We start from the raw sequence: 16630 nt of genomic DNA on the forward strand, positions 1-16630 counted from the left end.
GGGTCGGTTCTGGAACGTCGACGGCATTGCTGCGCGCCGCCCCATGCACGGCTCAATAGGTCTCCAGAACGGTCTAGACGGATATTTTCAACTCATATAAGCACTCATCCGGGGACCCCGAGTTGCGTTATCCGATGGCGCCCACCACAGAGACACGGAGAGCCACAGCGACACGACGCGCAGTCCTCGCCGGTGCCGGCACAGCCGGACTCACAGCATTCACCGGCTGTGGCGCACTCAACACAGCCACAACCCAATCGGATACCGGTTCCAGCACCGTCACGCTGGACTTCTGGCACGTTTTCGGCGACGAACTGGCGACCACAATCGAGCAGATGGCAGCGGATTTCTCAGCACAGACCGACGGCGTCTCGATCAACCCCGTGAGCAAGACCGGCTACCGTGAGACACTCAACCAGTCCCTCCAGGCGTCGCGGGCCGGCGATCCCCCGGGGATCGTCCAACTCTTCGAGATCGGGACCCGAATCGCCCTCGACAGCAACGCGTTCACTCCCATCGACTCCCTGCTTCCCGAAGACAAAATCGACCGCGAGGACTTCCTCCCGTCGGTCCTCAACTACTACCGCACCGATGGCACGCTCAACTCGATGCCGTTCAACTCCTCGAACACCATCATGCTCTACAACAAGCGTGCCTTCGAGGCGGCTGGGCTCGATCCGAACGCCCCGCCGACGACGCTTGCCGAACTCCGGACAGCGGCCAGCACCATTGTTTCGAACACGCAACTAGAGTACGGCCTCACCTGGCCGAATCACTCGTGGATGCAGATCGAACAGCAGTTCGCGAAGCAAAACCAACTCCTGGTCAACAACGACAACGGCCGTGCCGGCCGACCCACGGAGACAAACTTCGACAGCGACGCCGGACGCGCGGTCTACCAGTGGTGGACGGACATGGCCAACGCCGACCTCTACTTGAACCCCGGGATCGAGGCGTGGGACGAGGCCCGACAGGCGTTTCTCACCGAGCAAGCGGCGATGCTGTGGGATTCCACGTCGAATCTGGTCTCGCTGGTGGCCGGTGCAAAGCAGCGCGGCTTCGAACTCGGATCCGCATACCTCCCAACCCCGACCGGAGACAACTCAGGCGTCGTCATCGGTGGCGGCTCACTGTGGGTTCCGGACGCACTGACGACTGCGGAGAAACAGGCCGCCGGTACGTTCATCGCGTATCTCACCCAGCCCGACCAACAGCTGCGGTGGCACCGCAACAGCGGCTACTTCCCCGTGCGACAGAGCGTCATCGACCGGCTCACGGACGACGGCTGGTTCGACGAACACCCGAACTTCCGCACGGCCTTCGACCAACTCCAGGAGACCACCGACACACCGGCAACGCGCGGCGCAGTCATGGGCGCGTTCCCGGAAGTCAGAACGATCAACGAGGAGCTCTCGGTCAGCATCATCACCGGTGACATGTCCGTTTCGGCGGGCCTCGCGGAGATGGACACCCAAGCGACCAGCGCCATCCAGGACTACACCGACTCCATCGACGACAGCGCGTAACCCGACCACCCATGTCCACACAGCCAACCCCATTCGATTCGACACTGCAGGCCCTGGGACTGCTGCTCCCCTCCGTGGTCGTGCTCGGTGCGTTCCTCTACTATCCGGGCCTCGAGACGTTCCGACTCAGTCTGTACAGAACCCTGTTCCTCGGGCAGCAGACCGCCTGGGTCGGCGCGGAGAACTTCGTTCAGCTGCTGACCTCAACCGCCTACCACCACAGCTTCGCGATCTCTGTCCTGTTCGCAGCCATCGTCGTCACCGGAACCCTCCTGCTGTCGATCGCGGTCGGATATCTCCTCTTCACCGTGTCCGTCGGTTCGTCGGCGTACCTCATCGCCGCCATCTGGCCGTACGCGCTGCCGCCGGCCGTCGCCGCGATCCTGTTGAACTTCATCCTACACCCGAACCTCGGTGTGTTCACTCACTACCTCGAAGCGGTCACCCCGTTCACCTTAGACTGGTTCAACAGCGGCCCGCAGGCGTTCACCGTCGTCGCCGTCGTCGCGATCTGGAAGCAGCTCGGATACAACATCATCTTCGTCGTTGCCGCGTTCAACACGATCCCCGAAACGCTCACCGAACGCGCCACGCTCGACGGGGTTGGCCACCTCAGACGCCTCCGGAGCGTCTACCTCCCGCTGATGGCACCAACGCTGGTCTTCCTCACGGTGATGAACACGATCTACGCGTTCTTCTCCACGTTCCCGATCGTGGACCTCCTCACCAGCGGCGGTCCGGGCGACGCAACCAATCTCCTGATATTCAAGCTCTACCGCGACGCCTTCGAGTTCAACAGCCTGGGCTTGGCGTCGGCCGAGTCGGTCATCCTGTTCGCCCTGGTCGCGGTACTGATGTACGTCCAAATCCGCGTTTCAGAGGGATACGCACAGTATGGGGCGTGATACAATGGCCACTGACACCGCCCAGTCTTCGACCCGGACGACCCACCGCGACATCCTCCCCGAGAACGCTCTGATGCACCTGGGGCTGTTCGGCGCGATCGCACTGATGGCCGCCCCACTCGTGTTGGCCGTGCTGATGAGCACGCAAACGACCGCCGAAGTCTACCAGCCCACCACCATCGGACCCGGCAGTAACGCCCTCCAGAACTACCAGGCCGCGCTCACAACGTACAACTTCGGGACCTACCTCCTCAACTCGCTGGTGATGAGCATCGCCGTCGTCATCGGGAAAGTCACCCTCTCGTTGCTGGCCGCGCTCGCGCTCGTCTACTACGAACTCCCGTACGAGCGCGCGATCTTCATGTTCGTTTTGCTCACGCTGTTGTTACCCGTTCCGGTCCGGATCGTGCCCCTCTTCCAGCTGATGGCGGATCTCGGCTGGACGAACACCCTCCTGGCGATCACGGGGCCGTACATCGCCAGCGCAACCGCGGTGTTCCTGTTCCGCCAGCATTTCCGCTCGATTCCCGACTCGCTGGTTGAGACAGCCCACGTGGATGGGGTCGGCCCGCTTCGCTTCCTGGTGTCCGTGCTGATCCCGATGTCCCGCAGCATGATCGCCGGCGTCTGCGTCATCACGTTCATCTACTCCTGGAACCAGTTCCTCTGGCCGCTCATCGCGGTCACGGACAAACCAAGTCAGGTCGCCCAGGTCGGGATTCGATACATCCAGGGGGCGGCCCAGGCCGGCTTGACACAGTGGGGCGTCATCATGGCCGCGGCGGTGCTCGCGTTGTTGCCGCCGCTTGCCGTACTGCTGGTCTTCCACCGTTCGCTTCGCGAAACCATCGCGATTCAGCAATCCTGATTCCAATGAGTACGATCACACTCACCGACCTCACCAAGCACTACGACAGCATCGCCGCGGTTGACGGGATCGATCTCGATGTCCTCGACGAGGAGTTCCTCGTCGTCGTTGGCCCCTCGGGCTGTGGCAAATCGACGACGCTTCGGCTCATCGCCGGCCTCGAAGACGCCACGGCCGGCACCATCCGGATCGGCGGCACTGATGTCACCGACTCACCACCCGAGGACCGTGACATCGCCATGGTGTTCCAGAACTACGCCCTGTATCCACACATGACTGCCGCCGAGAACATGACCTTCGGGATGCAGTCGGTCACCGATTACTCCAGCGCCGAGATCGAGGACCGCGTCGCCGACGCAGCCGCAACACTCGGCATCACGGAGCTACTCGCCCGGACCCCAGACGCCCTCTCCGGCGGTGAGCGCCAGCGCGTGGCCATCGGGCGCGCGCTCGTTCGCGAGCCGTCCGTGTTCCTGCTCGACGAACCACTGTCGAACCTCGACGCGAAGCTCCGCGTCCACATGCGGGCGGAGCTGTCGAAACTCCACCGAGAACTCGACACCACAACCGTCTACGTGACCCACGACCAGACCGAAGCGATGACGCTTGGCGACCGCGTCGCCGTCCTCAACGACGGCACCGTCCAACAGGTCGCGCCGCCACAGCAACTCTACGATTTCCCCGCAAACCAGTTCGTCGCCGGATTCATCGGGGAACCGGCAATGAACCTGGTTCCCGTGCGGGTTCGCGACCGCCCCCGTGGTCTCGTTGCCGACCACGAGGGGTTCGCTCACCCGCTTCCCGACGGCGGCTCCAACTCGGCACTCGTTGACCGCCGCCTGACATTCGGGGTTCGACCCGAGGACATTCTAGTGGCTGGGCGCTCTGCTACTGGACACGAGGAGTCCTTTGAGGCGAGGGTAACCGTCCGAGAACCGCTCGGTGAACAGCTCCTGCTACACTGCACCATCGGTGACGACGAGCTACAGGTGAAAGTCCAACCGCGCCGGGACGTTTCGACCGGGGACACGATCCGTCTGTGCTTCGATCAGCAACGCCTCCACCTGTTTGACCCCGAGACCGGCGACGCGATCTACCACGCGGCGTCCGAAAACCAACCCGCCAAACCAACCCCGTCACAGTAGCCCGTGCACCCACCGAACGATGCGGTTCCATTACCGACACCGAGCCGCGAAAAACGTGCGGTGGGTAGCCGACGATCGTCGATAGCGACAGCATACTACACAGCCGCCACCGCATCACGCAGGTCCGGATGCCCCGAGAGTTCGTGCAGTTCGACGCATATTTGCCCCTTGACAGCGAACCCCTCACGAATGAGTCGTTACCGGACGACCGGTCGTTTCTTGCTCCTGTGCGCTGTCTGGGGAACGGCGTTCATGGCAACCGACGTTGGATTGGCCGATCTGCCCGCAGTCCCATTCGCGGCCGTACGATTCGACATCGCTGCCGCACTGCTGTTTGCTGCCGTCTTCGTCTCGGACGCTGACGTCTACCCCCGAACTATGGATGACTTCGTTTACGTGCTCGTCGGTGGCACCCTCACGATCGGCGCCCATCATGCGTTCCTCTTTACGGGTCAGCAGTACGTTACCGGCGGTGTCGCAGCTGTTCTGTTGGGTCTCGTTCCCGTCGTGACGCCTGCGCTCACGCGCCTCGTCGCCACCGATGAGCAGCTCACCGCCGCCACTGCGGTCGGCGTCATGCTTGGGTTCGCTGGGGTCGTCATCATCGCTAACCCCGACCCTACGAACATCGCGGACAGCGTCCTTGGCGTGTCTCTTGTGCTTGCGTCCGCGTTCGCGTTCGCCGCCGCCGCGGTCGTCACGCACAGCCGATCGCCATCGCTGCCGTTCCTATCCACCCAGGCGTGGCTGATGGCCACCGGCGCCGTCGTCCTCCACGTCGCTGTACTCGTGCTCCCCGGCCAGTCGTTTGCGGCCGCCACCTGGACGCCGTCCGCGCTCGGCGCACTCACATACCTCTCTGTGGTCGCCGGCGTCGGTGGGTTCCTGCTCTACTTCAGATTACTGGACGACCTCGGTCCCATCGAGATGAGCTTCATTGAGTACGTAATTCCCGTCTTCGCGGCGCTGGCCGGATGGCTCGTGCTTGGACAAGAGATCACGCCAGCAACCGTCGTGGGGTTTGCGTTCATCCTGTCCGGGTTCCTCGCCTCGAAGTGGCGAGCACTACGTCTGCGGTCCGTTGTCGTGACTACGATCTCGTCATTCACGGGTCCACGTGATGATTAGCCGCCCGGCCAACCGTTAGCTGCCGGCCCTTCCACACCGTTGTTTCGCCGTTTTTTGGCTCAGAATCGCTAGGAGCATCTTCGTGGACACCCGGTCCGCTGCCGACCTTCCATCCTGCGCGATTCAATTCGTATCGTATCGGGTCGGACCCAGGGGTTGCCAAGCAGATCACATACTGCCCGTCGCACCAGCGCTTGAACGTCGCACACTGGCCCGGATACCATTCGTCCTGATCGCAGTTGCTCACAGCCGTAGTCAGAAACAGCAACAGCTCCACCGCGTTAGCGACACGCCGACCGCCACGGGTGGACGGCGCGTGGATCGGGCGCGCTATTCGAGGTCGAAGCGGTCCAGCTTCATGACCTCGCTCCACGTGTCCACGAAGTCCTGAACGAACAGCTCCTCGTCGGCATCACTGCCGTAGACCTCCGCGATGGCGCGCAGCCGCGTGTTCGAGCCGAACAGCAGGTCGACTCGCGAGCCGGTCCACTCGACGTCCCCGGTCTCGCGGTCGCGCAACTCGAAGACCTCGCGGTCCTCGGAGGCGGCTTCCCACTCGTAGTCCATGTCCAGCAGCGTCGTGAAGAAGTCGTTCGTCAGCGTCCCCGGCTGGTCGGTGAAGATGCCCAGCTCGGAGTCGCCGTGGGTCACTCCCAGCGCTCGGAGCCCGCCGACGAGCACCGTCATGTCGTCGGCGGTGAGGTTCAGCAGCTCGGCCTTATCGACCAGCAGCTCCTCGGGTTCGCGCTCGGCGTCGTCGCCGAGGTAGTTCCGGAACCCGTCGGCCTTCGGCTTGAGCGCCTCGAAGGACTCGACGTCGGTCTGCTCGGGCGTGGCGTCGGTGCGGCCCGGTTCGAACGGCACGTCGACGTCGTATCCGGCGTCGGCCGCGGCCTGCTCGATGGCGGCGTTCCCGCCGAGCACGATCAGGTCAGCCAGCGACACACGCATGTCGTCGCTGCGGGCGTCGTTGAACTCCGCCTGGATGTCCTCGTAGGTCGACAACGCGGCTTCGAGCTGCTCGGGCTCGTTGACCTCCCAGCTGCGCTGGGGTTCCAGCCGGATGCGCGCGCCGTTGGCGCCGCCGCGCTTGTCGCTGTCGCGGTACGTCGATGCCGACGCCCACGCGGTCTTCACGAGCTGCGGGATCGACAGCTCCGACTCCAGGAGCTCGGATTTGAGCGCCGCGACGGCCTCGTCGTCGACGAGGTCGTAGTCGGCGTCCGGGAGCGGATCCTGCCAGATCATCGTCTCCTCGGGCACCTCCGGACCCAGGAACCGCTCGGACGGCCCCATGTCGCGGTGGATGAGCTTGTACCAGGCCTTCGAGAAGGACTGCTGGAACTCCCGCGGGTTCTCCTGGAAGGTCTCCAGGACCTCCCGGTAGTCGGGGTCGTCTTTGAGCGCGACGTCCGTCGTCAGCATCATGACGTCCTCGGTGTCGGTCGGATCCTGCACGCCAGGTGCGGACTCGTTGAGCTCGCCGCTCTTGGTGGTCCACTGCCAGGCGCCACCGGGCCCCTTCTCGGGCTCCCACTCGTATTCGAGCAGGTTGTCGACGTAGCTCATGTCCCACTGGGTCGGCGTGGTGTTCCACGGCCCTTCGATCCCGCTGGTGATCGTGTCCGGACCTTTGCCCTCACCGAACTCGTTCTCCCAGCCCAGCCCCTGCTTCTCGATGGGGGCGGCGGCGGGTTCGGCGCCGACGTTCTCCTCGGGGTCGTCGGCACCGTGGACCTTCCCGAAGGTGTGGCCGCCCGCAATGAGCGCGACCGTCTCCTTGTCGTTCATCGCCATCTTCCCGAAGGACTCGCGGATGTTCTTCGCGGAGCCTTCGAGGTCGGGTTCGCCGTTTGGCCCCTCGGGGTTGACGTAGATGAGGCCCATGACGGTGTTGCCAAGCGGCCACTTGAGGCTTCCATCCGCGTCGAAGCGGTCGCCGGACGTGGTCTCCCACTCGTCTTCGGGCCCCCAGTCGACGGCCTCGTCCGGGGTGTAATCGTCCTTACGTCCGCCCGCGAACCCGTAGGTTTCGAAGCCCATGGATTCGAGCGCGACGTTTCCGGCCAGGATGATGAGGTCGCCCCACGAGAGCTTGCGGCCGTACTTCTGCTTGATCGGCCAGAGGAGGCGACGGGCCTTGTCGAGGTTGACGTTGTCCGGCCAGCTGTCGACCGGCGGGAGGCGCTGGCGACCGCCGGCTGCGCCGCCGCGACCGTCGAACGTCCGGTAGGTGCCGGCGCTGTGCCACGCCATCCGGATGAACAGTGGCCCGTAGTGGCCGTAGTCAGCCGGCCACCAGTCCTTCGAGTCGGTCATCATCTCTTCGAGGTCGTCTTTGACCGCCGCGAGGTCGAGGTCCTCGAACGCCTCGGCGTACTCGAAGTCCTCGCCGTACGGGTCGACCTGTTGGCTGTTCTGATCCAGAATCTCCAAGTCTAACTGGTTTGGCCACCAGTCGCTTGTTCCGAAGTTGTGGTCTTCGTTCTCCATTGATTGAGCGTACGCTAACAATGTTTTGGGGATACTAAAGCGTAGTTATCGAAGGTCGAACGAAAGCGTCAAATCAGTGGCTGTGATCTCGTGTTATGCGACCTTTGAGTCCGGATCGACGTTGTAACGCCTTGTAGTACCATCCCACACTACTCTCTCTGTGGCATGGCAATGGTACGGATCTCCCGATCGTGTTCGATTAAATACAACTCAGAACAATGGGGCAACGTCTTCTGACGCGACTCCTACCGCTCTGCCCCGTACGATCTCACGACGAAACGGCGACTACTCGTGGCCGCCGCTTTTTGTCCGGTTCCCTTGTTTCCGCGCTAGTCGCTGTTTCGTCACGCTCCATCGGTGGCGTGTTTGACATCCTCGCCGCCACTGCTCTGCTTGCTGCCCTCAACTACAGCGCTTGGTTCCACGGCGTCCCGGAGGAACGCCTCAGGGCGCTCGACGTGGGGCTGCACGTCGGACTCTTCGAGCACCACCAGCCGCGCGCCCGCGGCATCGGCGATGTCGCGGCCATCAGCGACGGGCGAGATGGTCGCTTCCTGGCCCCAAACAACTGTCACCGGCAGATCGAGAGCCGCCAGCTCGGCACCCAAGTCCATATCCACATCCAGGGCGCCCGCGAAAAACGACGCGGCGGCGAACCGAGCGCCCGGCTGATGGGCGGTCCGCCAGTGGTACTCGACCACGTCCTCGGTGACAACCGACTCGTCGTGGTAGCCGTGATCGGCGTTGAAATACCGGATGGCGCGCTTGCTCGTGGCCACGTTGAACAGCGCCGTGCCGACCACTGGCGTCCTGACGAGCGCGCCGACGAGCGGGCGCGTCCCCGAGAACCCCGCGGTCGTCGGACACACCAACACCAGCTCGCTGACCGAATCGGTGTCGGCGGCCGCAGCGGTCGCGTACGCACCCGAATGCGATGATGCCACGACCATCGGATCCTCGGCGGCGTCGGCGAGGAAGTCGGCCACGAACGTCGTGTAGTGGGACGCCGCGTACTCGATCGGCGGCCGGTCTGAGCGACCGAACCCCGGCAGGTCGGGCGCGATCACGTGGTGATCCGCGGCCAGCGCGTCGAACACGTTGCGGAACTCGAAACTCGATCCCGCAGCGTTCAGTCCATGCAGCAGTACCACGTCTTGATCGTCCGGATCGCCGGCCTCGGTGTACGCGATGTCGAACCCACGCCACTGGTACGTGTTGTTCGTCCCGTCCAGTGGCGACGCAAGCTCGTCCGCCCGCCACGCGAGGGCGGCGTTCGTGGCAGCAACGACACCGGTAGCCGCGGCCAGCGACCCGGCAATCTGGCGGAGCTTCATACTCCACCTACGCATGCCGGGGGCTTATCAGTTGTTGCCGCGAGCGCAGTCGCCACGCAGGTGCGAGCGCACTCAATTGTTGTCTGGTGCGTTTTGGTCGCTGTGACTGCCCCTCGCTCCGTGTTATCGACATCGCGTTTTCGCACCGTTAACTCCTTCACAACACAAGATATTTACTTTGTTCTTATATGTTTTAACTATGGTAGATTCGATCTGTACACGTCGCCGTCTGTTAGCAGCAGTTGGGGCGACATCGGTGAGTGCGGTAGCCGGCTGCAGTAGCACTCTATTCGGCGGAGACGTTGAATACATACAGGATGCCCCGGTTGGGGAGGTGACTGGTCCGTGGCCGACGTATCAACACGATTTCGCGAGAACCGGTGCAACAACCGATCCTGGCCCTTCGAGTGATGCAACCGAATCGACTGTACTTGAGCTATTCAATCTGCACCCCGACTCACAGGTGATGTTTACCGGTGACCGTGGCGCCCTTGCACTCAGTCCGGATGAATTCGGGGGCTCGTACACCTCATTCAATATCAACGAAAACACACGATCCTGGAATGTAGAGACAACCGGCAGCGCTGGATCGGTGACAATCGCTGGGAACGCGGCTTTCGCCTCAACAAGCAGAGGCATCCGCGTCTACGATATTCGAAGTGGTGACCTTTGCTGGCGGGCGAACACAGGTTCCCCATTCCTGGGCAATGCACCTGTTTTCGTCAGTGGCAAGATTCTCAGCTGGGACTCCTCCTCGGTCGTCGCGTACGACGCCACGACGGGGGAGAAACGCTGGACGTTCAGTTTCGAAGACACCGGACCCAATAGTGTAGGGCTTCGGGACGGGATCGTGTATATCCAACTTGAAACAGGCGTTGCAGCGGTTGATGCCGAATCTGGTGATCAGGTCTGGCGGCGGTCCCTCTTCCCTGGGATAGACCAACGGATTGTTATTGGCGATGAAAGCGTGTATTATTCCGCAGAAGGTGGGAAGCTGTATGCGTTATCGACGGAACGAGAGGGTGAAACACAGTGGAAAACATCCATTCCAAACGAGTATGGTCATTCGCTCGCCGTTAGCAATAATCGAATCCACGTGTCTGCCTCCGATTCGTCTGATCGTGGCGTTCTCACGACCTTGGACGCTGCGGATGGAAGCACAATCAACATCGAGAAGCATCCCGATGGCCGTACATCACCGCCAATCGTTGCTGATGGGACCCAGTTCTGGCTCGGGGACACGACACTGTATGCGTCCGACGCTGACACCGGTTCTCCCAAGTGGTCCTTGGATGTAAATGCCACGGTAGAGAATTATTCTTTGCCGTCAGTTCATGGTTCTAACCTGCTTTTTGCTAGTAAAAATGGCGTGGTAAAAATCTCTGACGGCGCGTAAGCGGCACAGATCAGCTGTTTTGTGTGATCTGACTTCCCGACCGCTCACATGTCTCCGAGGACATCGTCGGCAACGGTGTTGAGGTAGTTGCTGTGGTCGTCCTCGATCCGTGACTCGACGTCACGGTCGGTGTTGTTAGCTGGCGGCGTACCGTCGCTTTCGACGCCGGTCTCACCGAGTGCGTCGTCGAACTCGATGGTGCCGTAGGCCCACTGCAGAACGTCGTCGACAGCGTTGTGAACCTACGGGACACACGCGAAGGGAGCATGTATCGTCAGAGAGCGGGCGAAAGAAATTGATCACCCCGATCAGGTAGCGGGCCGTGGGCCTGGTTTCGTTCCGTTCGGTCGCTCCAGTGTAGTGTCCTGGTAACTCGTCTCTATTGCTGACCGTTTTGCCATCCTCGCGAGTAGATTCTGATGAGATGGGAACACCGATTCCACAAGGAATTTACATATTACTGATGTCCGTTTCCGTATGTCAAATTCGGTCTGTACACGGCGTCGTCTGTTAGCAGCAGTTGGTGCGACATCGGTGAGTGCGGTAGCCGGCTGCAGTAGCGCCCTATTCGGCGGAGACGTTGAATACATACAAGATGCCCCGGTTGGTGAGGTGACTGGTCCGTGGCCGACGTATCAACACGACTTCGCGAGAACCGGCGCGACAACCGATCCTGGCCCTTCGAGTGAGGCGACCGAATCGACTGTACTTGAGACACCCAGTCTGAACCCCGACTCACAGGTGATGTTTACCGGTGACCGTGGCGTCCTTGAACTCGATGGTTCGAATGGAGCCGGCGGTTCGTACACCTCATTCGACATCAACGAAAGCACACGATCCTGGAACACAGAGACGACCAGCAACGGAGGATCGATGACAATCGCTGGGAACGCGGTTTTCGTCTCAACAGTCGGAGGCACCCGCGTCTACGATGCGCGAAATGGTGACCTTTGCTGGCGGTCGAACACAGGTTTCGCATACGATAGTACTGCACCTGTTTTCGTTAGTGGCAAGGTTCTCAACTGGGACTCCTCCTCGGTCGTCGCGTACGACGCCGCGACAGGGGAGAAACGCTGGACGTTTAGTTTCGAAGACACCGAACCCGATACTGTAGGGCTTCGGGATGGGGTCGTGTACATCCAATTTAACACAGGCGTTGCAGCGGTTAATCCTGAATCTGGTGATCAGATCTGGCGGCGCTCCTCTCTCCCTGAGACACATCGACCGACTGTTATTGGTGATGGAAGCGTGTATTATTCTGCAGTAGGCGGGGAGCTGTATGCGTTATCGACGGAGCGCGAGGGTGAAACACAGTGGAAAACATCCATTCCAAACAAGTATGGTCATTCGCTCGCCGTTACCAATAATCGAATCCACGTGAAAACGACCAACCCAGATGGGCAGCCTACCCTTACAGTGTTGGCGGCTGCTGATGGAAGCACGATCAACACTGGATCACAGGTTGATGGCCCTATACGTCCTCCAGTTATCGCTGACGGAACCCAGTTCTGGCTCGGGGAGGAGACACTGTCTGCGTTCGACGCCGACACCGGTTCCCGTAAGTGGTCCTTGGAACTCAGTGCCACGCCAACGAATGGTGCTTCGCTGTCAGTTCATGGGTCCGATCTGTTCTTCGCTAGTGATGATGGCGTGGTAAAGGTCTCTGACGGCGCGTAAGCGGCACAGATCAGCTGTTTTGTGTGATCTGACTTCCCGACCGCTCACATGTCTCCGAGGACATCGTCGGCAACGGTGTTGAGGTAGTTGCTGTGGTCGTCCCCGACCTGGGACTCGACGTCACGGTCAGTGTAGTTAGCTGGCGGCGTATCGTCGCTTTCGACGCCGGTCTCGCCGAGCGCGTCGTCGAACTCGATGGTGCCGTAGGCCCACTGCAGAACGTCGTCGGCAGCGTTGTGGTAGTTGTACACGCTCCCGGTCTGCGCCTTGATCGCGTCGTAGGTCGCCCGGCCGGTTTCTTTTGTCGGCACGTCGTTGTCGGTGGCGGCACCGAGCGGGTGCACCGTCTGGATGGTGGTGTCAAGCGAGCCCCACGCGCTACGGTCGTTCAGCGTTCGGAGCGCGCTGAAGGCGACCTGTGCTCCGAGCGAGTGGCTGACGAACCGAAGTGTCGTCTCCGGACACGACCGTTTGACGTCGAGGGCGAACTGCGCGAGCTTCCGGCCGTTCCGTTGGGCGATGCCCTGTGCAACGTCCCATCCGAAGTCCAAGCCGTCGCCCTTGTCGCTGTCCCAGGTGTAGCCGACGGCCGCCCCATCGTACCCGTTCTCAGTGAGTTCGGTGTCGGCCGTCGTGATCTTGTCGAGGGCGCGCTGCTCGGGGTCGGATCCGCTTTTGTCCCAGCCGTGGACGAACACGGTCAGATCCGAGACACAGTCGGTATCGACGACCGGTACGTCGCTAGTGGTGTCGTAGCTACGAGCGGTGTTTTCGGGCGTGAGGGTGCCGTTTTCGTCGAAGTGATCACGCGTCGAAACGCATGGCACTGACGCTGCGGTCGCCGGAGCAACACCGAACACCGAGGCTCCGGAGAGTGCTGTTGCCGCCGTTGTGAGAAATTGCCGTCGGTGTGGCATGGCGTGTCTACTCGTGCTCACCGAGCGATAATAAGCCGATCTACGATTGTGTATAGAATACACTATACTCAGCTATATCAGACATATCTCACACGTGGTCTATTGGGTAGAACCGTCGAATTCCGAACCTACGGGACACACGCGAAGGGAGAACGTATCGTCAGAGACCGGGCGAAAGGCACCGAGTACTCCGATCAGGTAGCGGGCCGTGGGCCTGGTTTCGTTCCGTTCGGTCGCTCCAGTGTAGTGTCCTGGCAACTCGTCTCTATTGCTGACTGTTTGCCATCCTCGCGAGTAGATTCTGATGAGATGGGACAACCGATACCACAAAGAATTTACATATTACTGGTGTCCGCTTCCGTATGTCAAATTCGGTCTGTACACGGCGTCGTCTGTTAGCAACAACTGGTGCAGTCTCGGTGAGTGCGGTAGCCGGCTGTAGCAGCACCCTACTCGACGGAGACGTTGAGCACAAGCAGGACGCCCCGGTTGGTGAGGTGACTGGTCCGTGGCCGACGTATCAACACGACTTCGCGAGAACCGGCGCAACAACCGATCCTGGCCCTTCGAGTGAGGCGACCGAATCGACTGTGCTTGAGACGCCCAACGCTGGGATCATATCACAGGTGTCGTTTGCGGACGGACGTGGCGTGTTTGGGACTGCAGACGGAGAGGGGAACGGAGGCCCATACATGTCGTTTCAGACCGATGGAAAACCACGGGTATGGAAAACCGAGGTGGGTCTTGGCTCTTCACCAGTGACGATCGCCGGGGACGCAGTCTTTGGGTCAACAGCCGAAGGCATCCGCGTGTACGATGCACGAAATGGAGGCCTTTGTTGGCAGGCGAAGTCAGGTTCTGCAGGAAATACGAATGCACCGATCTTGACTGGCGAAACAGTACTTAGCTGTGATTCCTCATCAGTTGTCGCTCACGACGCCGTTACGGGCCAGAAAGAGTGGACGTTCACTGCCGAGGAGATCAAAGACATCGGACTGCGAGACGACGTTGTCTATGTACAGTTTGAGACAAGTATCGCAGCAGTCGACCCCACCTCAGGCGACCAGCTCTGGCGGCGGTTTGATCTCCCAGAAACAGCTGCCCCCATTGTTATCGGTGATATGACTGTTTACTATTCTGAACGGGGCGGAAAGCTGTACGCACTCTCGATAGCAGATCAGGGTGAGACAAAGTGGAAAAGATCCATCCCAAACGATTATACTCATTCGCTCGCCGTTAGCAATAATCGGATCCACGTGGCTACCACCGATTCGTCCGACCGTGGCGTTCTCACGACCTTGGACGCTGCGGATGGAAGCACAATCAACACCGAGAAGCATCCCGATGGCCGTACATCACCGCCAGTCGTTGCTGATGGGACTCAGTTCTGGCTCGGTAAAGAAAAGCTGTATGCATCCGACGCCGGCACCGGTTCTCCCAAGTGGTCGTTGGAGCTCAATGCCACGCCAACGTATGAGTCTTCACTGTCAGTTCATGGCCCTGACCTGTGCTTTGTTAGTAAAAACGGTGTCGTGAACGTATCTGACGCGGCGTAATTAGCCCGAACCGATCGCACCCCCAGTTTTTACTGTCACAGCGATCCTGCTCTCTCGGTGGCTCTATTCACGGAGCCAACACCAAGACAAAACTATCTGGCCTTGCACGGGGCTGTATGGTAACACAACAGTCACGTCGAGAGGCGGTCGCGTGCGTCGAGTCCGGTGACACGGTTGGGATCGGTGGGTTCGTGGCGACTGGCATCCCGGAGGCAGTCCTTGCTGCGCTGGGCGACCGCTATGAGCGAACGCGGGCTCCGCAGGATCTCACACTCTACCAGCCCGCGGCAGAGGGCGACCGGCAAGGACACGGCGTCTCACATCTCGTGCAGGAGGGCATGCTCGAACGGACGATCGCCAGTCACTGGGGGTTCACGCCGGATCTGATGGCGGCAGTCGTTAACAACGAAATCGAGGCGTACAACCTCCCGTTTGGCGTCTTAGATCACTTGCTCCGGGACACCGCGGCTGGCAAGCCCGGAACGATCACGCATGTCGGACTGGACACGTTCGTTGACCCACGACGTGATGGTGGCAAAGCCAACGCCGTCACGAGCGAGGACCTCGTCGAGCGGGTCACACTCGACGGCACTGAGTACCTGTTCTATCACGCGGTTCCGATCGACGTCGCGGTCATTCGCGGCACCACGGCCGACGAGCACGGGAACGTCACCATGGAGCGGGAGGCACTCGCCTCGAACATGCTGGCGCTGGCCCAAGCCGCACACAACACCGGCGGCAGGGTGATCGCGCAGGTCGAGCGCGTCACGAGCGCGGGGACACTCGCGCCCCACGATGTCGCTGTACCCGGTGTGGTCGTTGATTCCGTCGTCGAGGCACCGCCGGAAGACCACCCACAAACGTACGGCTCGGCGTACGACCCCGCACACAGCGGCACAGTCAGGCCACCGGCGCCCAGTACGGATCCGCTCCCAATCGACGAACGAACGATCATCGCACGCCGCGCCGCAATGGAACTCGACGCGGGCGCGGTCATCAACCTGGGCGTGGGGATCCCGGAACTCGTCTCAACGGCCGCCGCTGAGGGAGGTGTCGGCGACGCGATCACGGAAACCGTGGAGTCCGGACCGGTTGGTGGGGCTGCGTCCGGCGGAATCGAGTTCGGAACGGCAGTCAACCACGCTGCCCTCGTGTCCTCACCCCAGCAGTTCGACTTCTACGACGGCGGCGGACTCGATGTCGGGTTCTTGGGGATGGCGCAGGTCGACGCGCAGGGAAACGTCAACGTCAGCCGGTTCGGCTCCCAGTTCCCGGGCTGTGGCGGGTTCATCAACATCACGCAGAACGCCGCTGCAGTCGTGTTCTGTGGCACGCTCACGACGGGCGGTCTCTCGGTCGCGGTTGCCGACGGGACAATCACCGTGACATCCGAGGGGGCGCACTCGAAGTTCGTCGAGGACGTCGAACACGTCACATTCAGCGCTGACCACGCGCTGGAAACCGACCAGTCGGTTGTGTACGTCACCGAGCGCGCCGTCTTCGAGTTGACGCCTGACGGCCTCACACTCACGGAGGTCGCACCCGGCATCGACCCCGGAGCCGTGATCGCACAGCTCGGGTTCGACCCCGCTGTTGCGGACCCACTGGGTGTGATGCCGGCGCGGCTGTTCGCCGACGCGCCGCCGGATCTCACCGATGTCGTGTGATCGCACGGCGGCCGCAGC

General features: G+C 61.4%; 12 protein-coding genes and 1 pseudogene. 9 read left to right on the top strand and 4 right to left on the bottom strand.

Annotated elements, in window-relative coordinates:
- Positions 1 to 134: 134 nt before the first annotated feature.
- From JT689_RS00550 to JT689_RS00570, 5 genes are all read left to right on the top strand, one after another.
- Positions 135 to 1526, top strand: coding sequence for an ABC transporter substrate-binding protein (locus JT689_RS00550; protein ID WP_205250709.1), 1392 nt, complete (start codon positions 135 to 137; stop codon positions 1524 to 1526).
- A gap of 11 nt (positions 1527 to 1537) precedes the next feature.
- Positions 1538 to 2431, top strand: coding sequence for a sugar ABC transporter permease (locus JT689_RS00555; protein ID WP_176705180.1), 894 nt, complete (start codon positions 1538 to 1540; stop codon positions 2429 to 2431).
- Positions 2432 to 2435: 4 nt separating this feature from the next.
- Positions 2436 to 3299 carry a carbohydrate ABC transporter permease gene (locus JT689_RS00560; RefSeq protein WP_176705181.1) on the top strand — a complete coding sequence of 288 codons (864 nt, stop codon included), beginning with the start codon at positions 2436 to 2438 and terminating at the stop codon, positions 3297 to 3299.
- Between the two features lie 5 nt (positions 3300 to 3304).
- On the top strand, positions 3305 to 4444 hold the full coding sequence (locus tag JT689_RS00565; RefSeq protein ID WP_205250710.1) for an ABC transporter ATP-binding protein: 1140 nt from the start codon (positions 3305 to 3307) through the stop codon (positions 4442 to 4444).
- 189 nt (positions 4445 to 4633) lie between these two features.
- Positions 4634 to 5572, top strand: a complete 939-nt coding sequence (locus JT689_RS00570) for a DMT family transporter (protein WP_205250711.1) — start codon at positions 4634 to 4636, stop codon at positions 5570 to 5572.
- Positions 5573 to 5902: 330 nt separating this feature from the next.
- On the opposite strand, the gene katG is transcribed toward JT689_RS00570, so the two are convergent.
- Both katG and JT689_RS00580 read right to left on the bottom strand, forming a co-directional pair.
- Complete coding sequence (gene katG / locus JT689_RS00575; RefSeq protein ID WP_205250712.1) at positions 5903 to 8065, bottom strand: catalase/peroxidase HPI; 2163 nt, start codon at positions 8063 to 8065, stop codon at positions 5903 to 5905.
- Positions 8066 to 8409: 344 nt separating this feature from the next.
- Positions 8410 to 9399 (bottom strand): alpha/beta fold hydrolase, encoded by a 990-nt coding sequence (locus JT689_RS00580; RefSeq protein ID WP_205250713.1) that lies wholly within the window; start codon positions 9397 to 9399, stop codon positions 8410 to 8412.
- A 199-nt stretch (positions 9400 to 9598) separates the two neighbouring features.
- Here JT689_RS00580 and JT689_RS00585 point away from each other — a divergent pair, with 199 nt between their 5' ends.
- Positions 9599 to 10795, top strand: coding sequence for a PQQ-binding-like beta-propeller repeat protein (locus JT689_RS00585; protein ID WP_205250714.1), 1197 nt, complete (start codon positions 9599 to 9601; stop codon positions 10793 to 10795).
- 44 nt (positions 10796 to 10839) lie between these two features.
- On the opposite strand, the pseudogene JT689_RS12310 reads toward JT689_RS00585, so the two are convergent.
- Positions 10840 to 11034, bottom strand: a pseudogene (locus JT689_RS12310) (hypothetical protein); the annotation flags it as partial.
- Positions 11035 to 11272: 238 nt separating this feature from the next.
- Here JT689_RS12310 and JT689_RS00590 point away from each other — a divergent pair.
- Positions 11273 to 12472, top strand: a complete 1200-nt coding sequence (locus JT689_RS00590; RefSeq protein WP_205250715.1) for a PQQ-binding-like beta-propeller repeat protein — start codon at positions 11273 to 11275, stop codon at positions 12470 to 12472.
- Between the two features lie 44 nt (positions 12473 to 12516).
- Here JT689_RS00590 and JT689_RS00595 read toward each other — a convergent pair whose 3' ends face one another.
- The gene (locus JT689_RS00595) at positions 12517 to 13389 is read right to left on the bottom strand and encodes an alpha/beta hydrolase (protein WP_205250716.1); all 873 of its coding nucleotides are present in this window, start codon (positions 13387 to 13389) and stop codon (positions 12517 to 12519) included.
- A gap of 362 nt (positions 13390 to 13751) precedes the next feature.
- On the opposite strand from JT689_RS00595, the gene JT689_RS00600 reads away from it, so the two are divergent.
- A complete protein-coding gene (locus JT689_RS00600; RefSeq protein ID WP_205250717.1) occupies positions 13752 to 14945 on the top strand; it encodes a PQQ-binding-like beta-propeller repeat protein in 1194 nt (397 codons plus the stop codon).
- A 116-nt stretch (positions 14946 to 15061) separates the two neighbouring features.
- Positions 15062 to 16612 (top strand): acyl CoA:acetate/3-ketoacid CoA transferase, encoded by a 1551-nt coding sequence (locus JT689_RS00605; protein WP_205250718.1) that lies wholly within the window; start codon positions 15062 to 15064, stop codon positions 16610 to 16612.
- Positions 16613 to 16630: the final 18 nt, after the last annotated feature.

This window comes from Halobacterium sp. GSL-19, assembly GCF_016917855.1.
Taxonomy (GTDB): domain Archaea; phylum Halobacteriota; class Halobacteria; order Halobacteriales; family Halobacteriaceae; genus Halobacterium; species Halobacterium salinarum.